Genomic DNA, 12190 nt, shown 5'->3' with positions numbered 1-12190 from the left:
CTCGGCGATGGAGGGCCGCTCGGGCCGGGCGTCCCCGTAAACTGCCGGAATGGCGGAGTTCAGCGCGAGTGTTTTCCAGAACGAGTTCCTCTCGGACGGCGCCACCGACGTGCACGCCATCGTCACGGTGACCGCGTCCGGCACGGGGGTCGCCGGGTCCGACGGGGCCGCGGCCGAGATCATCATCGTGGACTGCTCCGGATCGATGACCGGCGAGAACATGACGGCCGCCAAGCGCGCCGCCGCCGTGGCCGTCGACCAGATCCTGGACGGCACCTTCTTCGCCGTCGTGGCCGGGTCCGAGCGCGCCGACCGCGCCTTCCCGTACCCCAACGCCACCGTCTCGATGGTGCGGATGGAGCCGGGGGCGCGAGCCGCGGCGAAGGAGGCGATCGGCTACCTCCAGGCCGACGGCGGCACCGCGATGGGGACCTGGCTGACCCTCGCCCGCCAGCTGTTCGCGACCGTGCCGGAGGCGACGCAGAGGCACGCGATCCTTCTCACCGACGGCAAGAACGAGCACGAGTCGCGGATGCAGCTGGACGCGGCGATCCGCGCGGCGTCGGGCGACTTCCAGTGCGACGTGCGCGGCGTCGGCTCCCGCTGGATCGTCGAGGAGGCGCGCACCATCGCGAGCGCCCTGCTGGGCACCGTGGGCCTGATCGCGAACCCGGCCGACATGGCCGCCGACTTCGAGTCGCTGATGCGGGCGTCGATGGGCCGGGGAGTCGCCAACGGCGAGCTCCGCGTCTGGACTCCGCAGGGCGCGCAGCTGCTCTTCGTCCGCCAGGTCGCGCCGAACCTCGAGGACCTCAGCTCCCGGCGGAACGCCGTGAACCCGCTCACCGGCGCCTACCCGACCGGCGCCTGGGGCGACGAGTCGCGGGAGTACCACGTGGCGGTCCGGGTCGCGTCGAAGCCGGTCGGCTCGGAGCAGCTCGCCGCGCGGGTGCAGCTCAGCGTGCGCGACGAGGTGGTCGCCTCCGCCCTGGTGAAGGCGCGCTGGACGGACGACTCCGCCCTGACCGCCCGCATCGACCCCGCCGTCGCCCACTACACCGGCCAGACCGAGCTCGCCTCGGCGATCCAGGACGGGCTCGCAGCCAAGGCGCGGGGCGACGAGGCGACCGCCACGGTCAAGCTCGGGCGCGCGGTGCAGCTCGCCTCCGTCACCGGGAACGACGAGGCGACCGCGAAGCTGCGGAAGGTCGTCGAGATCGACAACCCGAACGAGGGCACCGTGCGGCTCAAGCGCGGCGTGGACCGCCTCGACGAGATGGCGCTGGACACCGCGTCGACCAAGACCACGCGGGTGCGCAAGTGAGCTTCCGCTGCCCCGAGGGGCACACCTCGCAGTCCGGCGACTACTGCGACGTCTGCGGAGCGCCCATCGGTGCCGCTGCGGCCCCGTCGCCCGCTCCCGCCGCGCCGACCACCGCGATCCCGACCGGCCCCTCGGTCTGCCCGCACTGCTCGTTCCCGAACGAGCCCGGCGCCCTGTTCTGCGAGAACTGCGGCTACGACTTCACGACCGGCTCCCTCCCTGAGGCCGATCCGTTCACCTCCTCCGGCGCCGTCCGCGCTCCGGGCGAGGTCGGCGGCTCCGCGACGCCGTCGGGGGACCCGGCCCAGCACCTGGGCGAGGCGCCCGCGCCGCAGGCCGATCCCGCGGCTCCGACCGAGCTGGTCCCGGAGCAGGAGGCCGGCTTCGACACCCCCGTCGCGACCGCGCCGCCCGCCGCTCCGCCGACCGAGGTGATCCCGGAGGCCCCTGCACCCGAGGCCGCAGCCCCCGACGCGGCACCCGGGGCCTCAGCGTCGGAGGAGGAGGCCGCGTCCGCGCCGGCCACCGGCTCCGCCCGCCCCGCCGCCGCCTCCGCGGACGCGGACCGCCCGTGGATCGCCGAGCTCTGGGTCGACCCGGAGTGGTACGCCGAGCAGCGCGCCGACGACCCCATGCCCTCGCCCGGCCCGCCCGCGACCGTCGTCCTCCGCGAGCGCACCCTGCTCGTCGGCCGCCCGTCCGTCTCCCGCGGCATCTCGCCGCAGGTGGACTGCGGCTCCGACTCCGGTGTCTCGCGGCGCCACTGCCAGCTGAGCACCGACGGCTACCGCTGGTGGGTCGAGGATCTGCAGTCGGCGAACGGCACGTACCTCGCCCCGGCCGGGGCGCCGCTCCCGCAGTCGCCGATCGCCGCCGGGCAGCGCCGCGAGGTCGAGGAGGGCGACCGGATCTACGTGGGCGCCTGGACGCGGATCGTGCTCCGTCCCGCGTTCCCCGGCGAGGCCTAGGGCCCCGCGCCCGGTCGGTCAGCGACCGGCGAGCGCTCCGAGCATCCACGACAGCGCCGCGATCGCGCCGACGCCGACCACGCTAGAGCCGATGATCACGGAGCGCCGGATCCGTGCCGCGCGCGAGTCCGAGGCGGTCGGCGCGCCCGAAGCCGAGCCCGTCGTCATCCCGCCGCGGAGCCGGTGCGCGACCTCGTCGGCGGTCGGCCGCTTCTCCGGGTCCCTCTGTGTCATCGAGGTCAGCAGCGCCCGCCACTCCGCCGGCAGGGTGTCGGGTACGGAGGGGCTGCGGTGGAGGCGGGCGATCGCCGCCTCGAGGACGGTGCCCGAGTACTCCCGGTGACCGGTGATCGCCTCGAGGAGGACCAGGCCGAGGGAGAAGACGTCGCTCGCTCCGCTGATCGGCTCGCCCGCGACCTGCTCCGGGCTGACGAAGCTCGCGGTGCCGATCACGACGCCGTCGCTGGTCAGGCGGGAGCCGTCCATGAAGTGGGCCACGCCGAAGTCGGTGAGCTTGGCGGTGCGGGCGTAGCCGCTGGAGGCGACCTCGCTGACCAGGATGTTCGCGGGCTTCACGTCGCGGTGCACGACGCCGCGCTCGTGCAGGTAGGCCAGGGCCTCGGCGAGCTGCGTGCCGATCGCCGCGACCTCCGCCGCCGGGAGGGGGCCGGACTCGAGCCGCGCCTCCATCGTGGGGTCGGCGACGAGCTCCATCACGACGTAGCGGCGGACCTCGCCGCCGAAGTTGTGCAGCCCCGCGTCGAAGAGGTTGACGATGCCCGGGTGGGCGAAGGAGCTCAGCATCCGCACCTCGCGCTCCTGGCGGGCCACGTCCTCGGGGTTCGAGGCCTCCGCGCGGAACACCTTCACGGCGACCTCGCGCTGCACGGTCTCGTCGCGGGCCCGGTAGACCGAGCCCATCCCGCCGGAGCCGATGCGCTCGATCAGGTAGTAGCGGCCGGCCACCTTCTGCTGGGCGGCGTTCGCGGCGACGGTACTCATGGCGATCCCGCCTTCCGCTCGAACGGTGCGCTCCGGAGCGCACGAGGTGGGCGCCTGCGACGACGGTACCGCGGGGCGGCGCCGGCCGGGTCGGCGGAACGGGGGGATTGACACTCCCGGCCCCGGACGGGGGGACGAATGGCCGCTCAGCGCACCGATCCGCACCCCCCCGCCGCGGGGTCAGCGGAGGCCGCTGCGCGCGAAGCCCTGCACGAAGTAGCGCTGGAACACCAGGAACAGCACCACCATCGGCACGACGTTCACCAGGGCGAACGCCATGGTCGCTCCGTAATCGCTGCCGAACTGCCCCTGGAGGAAGAGCAGCCCGATCGGGAGCGTGAACAGCGCGTTCTCCTTCAGGGCGATGAGCGGCCAGGCGAAGTCGTTCCAGGAGCCGAGCAGCGACATGAAGAAGAGCACGGCGATGAGCGGCTTCGAGAGGGGGAGGACGATGGCCGTGAACACGCGGAAGTGCCCAGCGCCGTCGATCCGGGCCGCCTCGATCAGGTCCCGCGGGATCGCGAGGATGAACTGCCGCGCCAGGAACAGCCCGAACGCCGATGCCGCCGTCGGCAGGATCACCGCCCAGTAGCTCCCGTAGAGGCCGAGGTCGGTGACGAGCCGGAACAGCGCCACCATGATCACCTGCACGGGCAGGGTGAGCGTCGACAGGGCCAGGAGGAAGAGCACTCCGGATCCGCGGAACCGCAGCTGCGCGAAGGCGTAGCCGCCGAGCAGGTTGATCGTCACGGTGATCAGCGCGGTGACCAGGCTGATCGCGAGGGAGTTGCCGAACCAGGTCGCTACGGGGAACGACGAGAACACGCGCTCGAAGTTCACCAGCGTCAGCTCGCGCGGCCAGAGGCGGAGGGTGCCGCCGAGCAGCTCGGACCGCGAGGAGAACGCGACGACGACCATCCAGTACAGCGGGAAGACGATGACCACCGAGACGGCGAGGGCGAGGGCGAGGCGGAGCAGGCGCGAGGTGCGCGACGTGCGGATCATTCGACGAGGTCCCTCGAGCGGTTGGTGCGCCACTGCACGGCGGTGAAGATCATGGTCAGGATCAGCAGCACGATGCCGATGGCCGCGGCGTAGCCCTGGTCGCGGGTGACGAATCCGGTGTCGTAGGCGTAGGTCACGAGCACCGAGGTCGCGTTCTGCGGTCCGCCGCCGGTGAGCACGAAGACGATGTCGAACACCTGGAACGAGTAGATGACGTTGAGGATGAGCAGGAAGAACGACGACGGGCCGACCAGCGGCAGCGTCACGTGGCGGAACTGCTGCCACGCGTTCGCTCCGTCGAGCCGGGCCGCCTCGTAGAGCGCCGGGTTCACCCCCTGCAGCCCCGCCAGGTAGATCAGCATGTTGAAGCCGGTGCGCCACCACAGGGTGACGAGCACCACGGAGGCGAAGGCCGCCGCTCCGCCGGACTGCCAGGCGATGCGGGGGAGGCCGATCGTCTGGAGCATGCCGTCGAGCACGCCGCTGTTCTCGTCGAAGATCAGCACGCCCATCAGCGCCGTCGCCACGCCGGAGACCGCCATCGGCAGGATGAGGATGCTGCGGAACACCGGACGCGCGGGCAGCACCGAGTTCATCAGCACCGCCGCGCCGAGGCCCAGCGCCATCGAGAGCGGGGTCACGATCAGGGTGAACAGCGCCGTGTTCAGCGTCGAGCGCCAGAAGAGGCCGTCGCCGAGCAGCCGCGCGTAGTTGTCGAGCCCGACGAAGACGCCGTCGCCGAAGCCGTTCGTGCGCTGGAAGCCGATCAGGAACGCGCCGCCCAGGGGGACGAACACGAACAGGCCGAGCATCAGCAGGTTCGGCGCGAGGAACGCGTAGGCGGCCGCCGTCTCGCGGGCGGGGGCGCGGGAGGTGCGCCGAGGGCGGGCGGTCACCGCCTCCGGCGCGAGGACCGACCGGCTCACTGCGTCGCGGCCGCGATGCCGGAGGTGAGGCCGGCGATGGTGTCCTCGGTGCTGCGCCCGCCGACGAAGGCCTGCTCCAGCTGCTCCTTGAGCACCGTGATGATCGCGGCCATGTCGGGCGAGGCGACCTGCGCCGAGTCGGACGCCTGGACGGTGCCCGCCTGGCCGAGGAACACCTCGGCGAGCTCGGGGCGCACGGCGAACTCGATGCCCGACTCCGTGAGGTCGCGGCGAGTGGGGAGGAGCGAGGCGCCGGCGCAGAAGTCGCGCATCGCCTCCTCCTCCGTCACGAACGCGAGGAAGGAGGCGGCCAGCTCCGGGTTCTTCGCGGCCTTGGTCGCGACGAGGGCGTTGCCGCCGAAGTCGCCGCCTCCGCGCACGTTGCGCGGGGAGTAGGTGGCGCCCCACTCGAAGTCGAGGGTGGAGTCGGCGTCGGGGATGAGGAACGCGCCGGCGAAGGTCATCGCGGTGGTCTGCGAGTACCAGAGGTCGCTGGCGTAGGTGGTCGCCTGCACGGAGCTGCTCGGCGGCACGAGGCCGTCGGTGAAGAAGCTGCGGCTGAAGTCGATCGCGGCGCGGCCGGCGGCGGAGTCGATCGCGGGACCGGACAGGTCCTCGGTGAGGAAGCGGCCGTCGGCCTGGAACAGCAGGCTCAGCCAGCGCGTGACGCCGTTGCCCTGCCAGTTGTAGGCGAAGGGGTAGCGCTCGGCGGGGAGCGAGGCGCGCAGCTTCTGCCCGACCTCGGTGAACTCCTCCCAGGTCCACGCCTCCTCGGGCGAGGAGGGGAAGGAGGTGACGCCCGCGTCGGCCAGCACCTGCGTGTTGTAGAGGATCAGCGAGGTGTCGGTGTGGTGGGGGACGCCGAAGGGGCTCCCGCCGCTCTGCACCGCGGCCCAGGCCGGATCGGTGAACCGCTCGGCGACGTCGGAGTCGAGGAAGCCCGACAGGTCCAGGAGCTGGTCGCGGCCGGCGTAGCTGCCGAACGTGTAGTAGGGGACCCGGAAGACGTCCGGCGGGTTCCCCGCCTGCAGCTGCGCGTCGATGTTGGTGAACATCTGCTCGTACGGGACCGCGTTGAGGGTCACGGTCGCGCCGGCGTTCGCCGACTGGAACGCGTCGATCGCGCGCTGGAAGCCGGCCAGCTCGGCGTCGGTGCCCCAGGTGGTGAAGGTGAGGGTGTCGCTGCCGGCGCTCGCCGCGGGGCCCGCGGGGGCGAAGCCGCAGCCGGAGAGGACCGGGACGGAGGCGGCGACGCCGAGCGCTCCGAGGAAGCGGCGGCGGTCGAGGACCGCGCGTCCGCGCTGCGAGAGGTCGAGAGCCCCCGAGGGGAGCCCCTTGCTGGTCAGGCCCATGACGGCCTCCTTCCGGGGGCCAGCGGCAGGCTCCCGGGGGCAGGCTATTCCGGCAGGGCCGCGGGTATCGCGGCTGGACGGATCGGCCGATCCATGAGAGGAGCGGCCGATCCGCCCGGCGGGCGTTCAGCCGCGGCGGCCGAGCATCCCCTCGAACGAGCCATCGAGCGCCCACGGGTCGGGCGTGGAGCCCGAGCGGGAGGAGCGGGCGGCCTGATCCGCCAGCTCGCGTCCGGCGCGCTCGATGCGCGAGGGCAGCGCCCGTCCGTCCTCGGTCGCGCCGCCCCAGTCGTCCGTCGCCGCGAACACGGTGGTCGCGAGGGGCGCGGCGTGCAGGTAGGTGAAGAGCGGGCGCATCGCGTAGTCGACGGCCAGGGAGTGGCGGGGGGACCCGCCCGTGGCCGCCAGCAGCACGGGCAGACCGCGCAGCGCCTCCGTGTCGAGCACGTCGACGAACGACTTGAAGAGCCCGCTGTAGCTGGTGGTGAAGATCGGCGTCACGGCGATCAGGCCGTCGGCGCCGGCGACCGCGTCGAGCGCGGTCTGCAGTGCGGGGCTCGCGAAGCCGGTGAGGAGGTTGTTCGTGACGTCGTGCGCGAGGTCGCGCAGCTCCACGACGCTCCGCTCGACGGCGAAGCCCTGCTCGGTGAGGGAGGACTCGGCGGCGTCGGCCAGGCGGTCGGCGAGCAGCCGGGTCGAGGACGGCTGGCTGAGGCCGGCCGAGAGGACGGTGATCCTGCGGGTGTCCATGGAGAGCTCCTGACTAGACGGTGACGGGCTCGGCCGCGGGCTGCGCGTCGCGCGCGGCCACGAGGGAGGCGTGGGTGGGGGCGTCGGGCACGTGCGAGGGGCGGCCCTCGGCGAAGCCGGCGCGGAGGGCGGGGAGGATCTCGCCGAGCATGTCCATCTGCTCCAGGACGGTCTTCAGCGGGAGTCCCGCGTGGTCCATCAGGAAGAGCTGGCGCTGGTAGTCGCCGACGTACTCGCGGAAGCCGAGAGTGCGGTCGATGATCTGCTGCGGGGAGCCGACGGTGAGCGGGGTCTGCTCCGTGAAGTCCTCGAGCGAGGGGCCGTGGCCGTAGACGGGGGCGTTGTCGAAGTAGGGGCGGAACTGCGAGACCGCGTCCTGCGAGTTCTTCGCCAGGAAGATCTGCCCGCCGAGGCCGACGATCGCCTGATCGGCGGTCCCGTGGCCGTAGTGCTCGAAGCGCTGGCGGTAGAGCTGCACCATCTTCTGGGTGTGCGAGGCGGGCCAGAAGATGTGGTTCGCGAAGAAGCCGTCGCCGTAGTAGGCGGCCTGCTCGGCGATCTGCGGGGAGCGGATCGATCCGTGCCACACGAACGGCGCGACGCCGTCGAGGGGGCGCGGGGTCGACTGGAAGCCCTGGAGGGGCGTGCGGAACTGGCCCTCCCAGTCGACGAAGTCCTCGGTCCACAGGCGGTGCAGCAGGTCGTAGTTCTCGATCGTCAGCTCGATGCCGCGGCGGATGTCCTTGCCGAACCACGGGTAGACGGGGCCGGTGTTGCCGCGGCCGAGCATCAGGTCGACGCGGCCGCCTGCGAGGTGCTGGAGCATCGCGTAGTCCTCGGCGAGCTTCACGGGGTCGTTCGTGGTGATGAGGGCCATCGCGGTGGAGAGCGTGATCCTCTCGGTCTTCGCCGCGAGGTAGCCGAGCGTGGTGGTGGGGGAGGAGGACCAGAACGGCGGGTTGTGGTGCTCGCCCAGGGCGAAGACGTCGAGGCCGATCTCCTCCGCCTTCAGCGCGATCGCGAGGGTCGCCTGGATCTTCTCGGACTCGGACGGGGTCCGTCCGGTCGTGGGGTCGGTCGTGATGTCGCTGACCGTGAAGATGCCGAACTGCATCAGGCGCTCCTTCTGTCCTCCGGCCCGGTGGGGCCTGGTCCATGCGTTTGCATGTACATCCTCATTCAACCACGCGCAGCCGGATCTATTCCCGAGGATCCCCGGGCCTCCGCCGGGCTGTCGCAGGACGGCGCCGGTGCCGTGCCCGGACGTCGCCGACCCGCCCCGCTCGCCCCGCGGCCGCCCGAAACATCCCCGCAATACGCCCCGCACTAGAGTCGTGCCATGGGTGACCTCTTCGACGGATACGGGTCCCAGAAGGTCGAGCGGCCCGACACGGGCGCCACCCCCTGGGACGAGATGTTCGCCGACGTGGCGTCGACCGGAGGCCCCGACGGGGTCCGCGGCGCCTACCGCGACATCTACTCCTCGCTCGCGCGGATGACCCAGGAGGAGCTGCGCGGCCGCACCGACGCGCTCGCCTCCTCCTACCTCGCGCAGGGCGTCACCTTCGACTTCGCGGGGGAGGAGCGGCCGTTCCCCCTCGACGCCGTCCCCCGGGTGATCGAGCGCGCCGAGTGGAACGAGGTGCAGACCGGCATCAAGCAGCGCGTCCGTGCTCTCGAGGCGTTCCTCGCCGACGTCTACGGCCCGCAGAACGCCGTGGCCGACGGCGTCATCCCCGCCGGGCTGATCTCGAGCTCGAGCCACTTCCACCGGCAGGCCGCGGGCATCGTCCCCGCCAACGGCGTGCGGATCCAGGTGTCCGGGATCGACCTGATCCGCGATGAGAAGGGCGGCTGGCGGGTCCTCGAGGACAACGTCCGCGTGCCCTCCGGCGTCTCCTACGTCATCTCGAACCGCCGGGTGATGGCGCAGACGCTGCCCGAGCTGTTCGTCTCGATGCGGGTGCGCCCGGTCGGCGACTACCCGAACAAGCTGCTGCAGGCCCTCCGCGCCTCCGCCCCCGAGGGCGTCGACGACCCGACCGTGGTCGTGCTCACCCCGGGCGTCTACAACTCCGCCTACTTCGAGCACACCCTCCTCGCCCGCCTCATGGGCGTCGAGCTGGTCGAGGGCCGCGACCTGTTCTGCACGGGCGGCAAGGTGTTCATGCGCACCACCTCCGGCCCGACCCGGGTCGACGTGATCTACCGCCGCGTGGACGACGAGTTCCTCGATCCGCTGCAGTTCCGCGCCGACTCGATGCTCGGCTCACCCGGGCTGATGCTCGCGGCCCGGCTCGGGAACGTCACGATCGCCAACGCGGTCGGCAACGGCGTCGCCGACGACAAGCTCGTCTACACCTACCTGCCCGACCTCATCCGCTACTACCTCTCGGAGGAGCCGGTGATCAAGAACGTCGACACGTGGCGGCTCGAGGATCCGGGAGCGCTCGAGGAGGTGCTCGACCGTCTCGACGAGCTCGTCGTGAAGCCGGTCGACGGCTCCGGCGGCAAGGGCCTGGTCGTGGGGCCGGCCGCCTCGGCGAAGGAGCTCGCGGAGCTGCGCTCCCGCCTCCAGGCCGACCCGCGCGGCTGGATCGCGCAGCCGGTCGTGCAGCTCTCCACCATCCCCACCCTCGTCGACGACGGGATGCGTCCCCGGCACGCCGACCTGCGGCCCTTCGCCGTGAACGACGGCACCGACGTCTGGGTGCTGCCCGGCGGCCTGACCCGCGTCGCGCTCCCGGAGGGGCAGCTCGTCGTCAACTCGTCGCAGGGCGGCGGATCGAAGGACACCTGGGTGGTCGGCCTCGAGGAGGCGCGCAGCGCCGAGCCCGAGGCGCGCGACATCCAGGCGCTCGTCGCCGAGCAGGCCGCTGTCACCAGCTCCATCCCGATCGTCTACCCGCTCAACCACACGCCCGACCACTCGCCGCAGGACGCACCGAACACCGACCAGGACCAGCAGCAGCAGCAGACGCTCGCGGCGGGGGAGGACGACTGATGCTCTCCCGGATCGCCGAGTCGCTGTTCTGGATCGGCCGCTACATCGAGCGGTCCGACGGCACCGCCCGCATCCTCGACGTCCACCTCCAGCTCCTGCTCGAGGACCCGTGGATCGACGAGGACACGGCCTGCCGCTCGCTCCTGTCGGTGATGGGCTCGACCCCGCCGGACGACATGCGCGAGATCACCCGCGCCGACGTGCTGGCGATCCTCGCGATCGACCGCACGAACCCCGCCTCGATCGCCTACTCGCTCGGCGCGGCCCGCGAGAACGCCCGCCGGGCGCGCGAGATCGTCTCGACCGAGCTCTGGGAGTGCCTCAACACCACGCGCACCCGCATGCCGCGCCGCGTCTCGGGCGAGCGGGTGTCGGAGTTCTTCAGCTGGGTGCGCGAGCGCTCCGCCCTCGCCGTCGGCATCATCGAGTCGGCGACCTCGCGCGACGAGGCGTGGCAGTTCTTCACCCTCGGCCGCTCGATCGAGCGCGCCGACATGACCGCCCGCCTGCTCGCCACCCGCTCGCTGACCGAGGCGAGCGGCCCGTCCTGGACCACGATCCTCCGCTCCTGCGGCGCCTACGAGGCGTACCTGCGCACCTACCGGGGCGTGCCGAGCGCGCGGAACGCGGCCGAGTTCCTCCTCCTGGACCGGCTGTTCCCGCGCTCGATCCTCTTCTCGGTCTCGCGGGCGGAGGCGTGCATGCGCGACATCGAGCCGCGCACCGGCCGCATCGGCCACTCCGGCGACGCGCAGCGCGTCCTCGGGCGGATCCGCAGCGAGCTGGAGTTCCGGCCGATCACCGACATCCTCGAGGACCTCCCGCGGCACATGGACAGCGTTCAGGAGGCGACCTCGGCCGCGTCCGAGGCGATCCGCCAGCGGTACTTCCCCACCAACGTCATGCCGAGCTGGATCGGGGAGGCGCTGTGAGCAGGCTGCGCATCAGGCACACCACGGGCTTCACCTACGCGGGGGACGTGGTCGCGTCCTACAACGAGGCGCGGATGCTCCCCGCCTCCTCGGACGGGCAGCTGGTGCTGTTCTCGAACCTCGACATCCGGCCGGTGACCTCGGTGCACGCCTACACCGACTACTGGGGCACCCGCGTCTCGTCGTTCGACGTGCTCGACGCCCACCGCGAGCTCTCGCTGACGGCGACCTCGCTCGTCGAGATCCGGCCGAAGCAGCACCCCGACCACCCGACCGGGTGGGATCAGCTGTCCGAGCAGGTCGAGACGCGCACCGAGTACGTGGAGCAGTCGAAGCAGACCCACCGCACCGCGCCGCCGGAGGACCTCTCGGCGATGGCGCGCTCGCTCGCGGACGAGGCGGCCGGACCGTGCGAGGCCGCGCTCACGATCGCCGAGACGATCGGCCGGGCGATGACCTACCGGCAGGGCGTCACCGGCGTGCACTCCACCGCGACGGAGTCGTGGACCGCGCGCGAGGGCGTCTGCCAGGACATCACGCACATCGTCCTCGGGGCGCTGCGCTCGGTGGGCATCCCGGCGCGCTACGTCTCGGGCTACCTGCACCCCAAGCCGCACGCCGAGATCGGCGAGACCGTGGTGGGGGAGTCGCACGCCTGGGTCGAGTGGTTCTGCGGAGGAGCGTGGCGCGGCTACGACCCGACGAACCTGATCGACATCGGCGACCGCCACGTCATCGTCGGCCGGGGCCGCGACTACAACGACATCGCGCCGTTGCGCGGGGTGTTCGCCGGGCCCCGCTCGTCGAAGCTCTTCGTCCGCGTCGAGATCACCCGCGAGGCCTGAGGGCGGGTGGCGGACGCGCCCGGCGTCGGGGAGGATCCGTCGAGCGGGCTGTCCACGGATCCGCCCCGGCGCGCGGACCGGC

Annotated in this window: 11 protein-coding genes; 5 read left to right on the top strand and 6 right to left on the bottom strand. The window is 72.2% G+C overall.

Features of this window, described 5'->3' with window-relative positions; translation table 11 throughout:
• Positions 1–49 precede the first annotated feature (49 nt).
• Together C5C49_RS04920 and C5C49_RS04915 are read left to right on the top strand one after the other, a co-directional pair.
• Positions 50–1324, top strand: a complete 1275-nt coding sequence (locus C5C49_RS04920) for a VWA domain-containing protein (protein WP_104238603.1) — start codon at positions 50–52, stop codon at positions 1322–1324.
• Positions 1321–2292 carry an FHA domain-containing protein gene (locus C5C49_RS04915; RefSeq protein ID WP_104345579.1) on the top strand — a complete coding sequence of 324 codons (972 nt, stop codon included), beginning with the start codon at positions 1321–1323 and terminating at the stop codon, positions 2290–2292. The genes C5C49_RS04920 and C5C49_RS04915 overlap by 4 nt, the downstream gene beginning before the upstream one ends.
• A gap of 18 nt (positions 2293–2310) precedes the next feature.
• Here the strand turns inward: C5C49_RS04915 and C5C49_RS04910 are convergent, their stop codons facing one another.
• From C5C49_RS04910 to C5C49_RS04885, 6 genes are all read right to left on the bottom strand, one after another.
• Entirely contained in the window at positions 2311–3294 is a 984-nt protein-coding gene (locus tag C5C49_RS04910; protein ID WP_104223845.1) for a serine/threonine-protein kinase, read from the bottom strand.
• 180 nt (positions 3295–3474) lie between these two features.
• The gene (locus C5C49_RS04905) at positions 3475–4299 is read right to left on the bottom strand and encodes a carbohydrate ABC transporter permease (protein WP_104233145.1); all 825 of its coding nucleotides are present in this window, start codon (positions 4297–4299) and stop codon (positions 3475–3477) included.
• Positions 4296–5195: a carbohydrate ABC transporter permease gene (locus tag C5C49_RS04900; protein WP_244229482.1), complete on the bottom strand. Its 900-nt coding sequence runs from the start codon at positions 5193–5195 to the stop codon at positions 4296–4298. The genes C5C49_RS04905 and C5C49_RS04900 overlap by 4 nt, the downstream gene beginning before the upstream one ends.
• A gap of 26 nt (positions 5196–5221) precedes the next feature.
• The gene (locus tag C5C49_RS04895; RefSeq protein WP_104345578.1) at positions 5222–6577 is read right to left on the bottom strand and encodes a sugar ABC transporter substrate-binding protein; all 1356 of its coding nucleotides are present in this window, start codon (positions 6575–6577) and stop codon (positions 5222–5224) included.
• Positions 6578–6703: 126 nt separating this feature from the next.
• Positions 6704–7327 (bottom strand): FMN reductase, encoded by a 624-nt coding sequence (locus C5C49_RS04890; RefSeq protein WP_104249848.1) that lies wholly within the window; start codon positions 7325–7327, stop codon positions 6704–6706.
• 13 nt (positions 7328–7340) lie between these two features.
• The gene (locus C5C49_RS04885) at positions 7341–8441 is read right to left on the bottom strand and encodes an LLM class flavin-dependent oxidoreductase (RefSeq protein WP_104223849.1); all 1101 of its coding nucleotides are present in this window, start codon (positions 8439–8441) and stop codon (positions 7341–7343) included.
• Positions 8442–8666: 225 nt separating this feature from the next.
• Here C5C49_RS04885 and C5C49_RS04880 point away from each other — a divergent pair, with 225 nt between their 5' ends.
• The 3 genes from C5C49_RS04880 to C5C49_RS04870 are packed head-to-tail and all read left to right on the top strand — an operon-like array spanning position 8667 to position 12108.
• Positions 8667–10331, top strand: a complete 1665-nt coding sequence (locus C5C49_RS04880; protein WP_104226201.1) for a circularly permuted type 2 ATP-grasp protein — start codon at positions 8667–8669, stop codon at positions 10329–10331.
• Positions 10331–11263, top strand: a complete 933-nt coding sequence (locus C5C49_RS04875) for an alpha-E domain-containing protein (RefSeq protein ID WP_104223851.1) — start codon at positions 10331–10333, stop codon at positions 11261–11263. The genes C5C49_RS04880 and C5C49_RS04875 overlap by 1 nt, the downstream gene beginning before the upstream one ends.
• Complete coding sequence (locus C5C49_RS04870) at positions 11260–12108, top strand: transglutaminase family protein (RefSeq protein ID WP_104256498.1); 849 nt, start codon at positions 11260–11262, stop codon at positions 12106–12108. Before C5C49_RS04875 ends, C5C49_RS04870 begins: the two co-directional genes overlap by 4 nt.
• Positions 12109–12190 lie beyond the last annotated feature (82 nt).

Origin of the sequence: Rathayibacter sp. AY1E2 (assembly GCF_002932325.1) — a bacterium.
GTDB lineage: Bacteria > Actinomycetota > Actinomycetes > Actinomycetales > Microbacteriaceae > Rathayibacter.
The sequence above is the reverse complement of the archived record's forward strand: the minus strand, read 5'-3'. Positions and strand labels throughout refer to the sequence as shown.

Bases quoted from the DNA above. Each gene is read 5' to 3' on its own strand.
- C5C49_RS04920 (WP_104238603.1), top strand. From the start codon at position 50: ATGGCGGAGTTCAGCGCGAGTGTTTTCCAGAACGAGTTCCTCTCGGAC.
- C5C49_RS04910 (WP_104223845.1), bottom strand. From the start codon at position 3,294: ATGAGTACCGTCGCCGCGAACGCCGCCCAGCAGAAGGTGGCCGGCCGC.
- C5C49_RS04905 (WP_104233145.1), bottom strand. From the start codon at position 4,299: ATGATCCGCACGTCGCGCACCTCGCGCCTGCTCCGCCTCGCCCTCGCC.
- C5C49_RS04895 (WP_104345578.1), bottom strand. From the start codon at position 6,577: ATGGGCCTGACCAGCAAGGGGCTCCCCTCGGGGGCTCTCGACCTCTCG.
- C5C49_RS04890 (WP_104249848.1), bottom strand. From the start codon at position 7,327: ATGGACACCCGCAGGATCACCGTCCTCTCGGCCGGCCTCAGCCAGCCG.
- C5C49_RS04885 (WP_104223849.1), bottom strand. From the start codon at position 8,441: ATGCAGTTCGGCATCTTCACGGTCAGCGACATCACGACCGACCCCACG.
- C5C49_RS04880 (WP_104226201.1), top strand. From the start codon at position 8,667: ATGGGTGACCTCTTCGACGGATACGGGTCCCAGAAGGTCGAGCGGCCC.
- C5C49_RS04875 (WP_104223851.1), top strand. From the start codon at position 10,331: ATGCTCTCCCGGATCGCCGAGTCGCTGTTCTGGATCGGCCGCTACATC.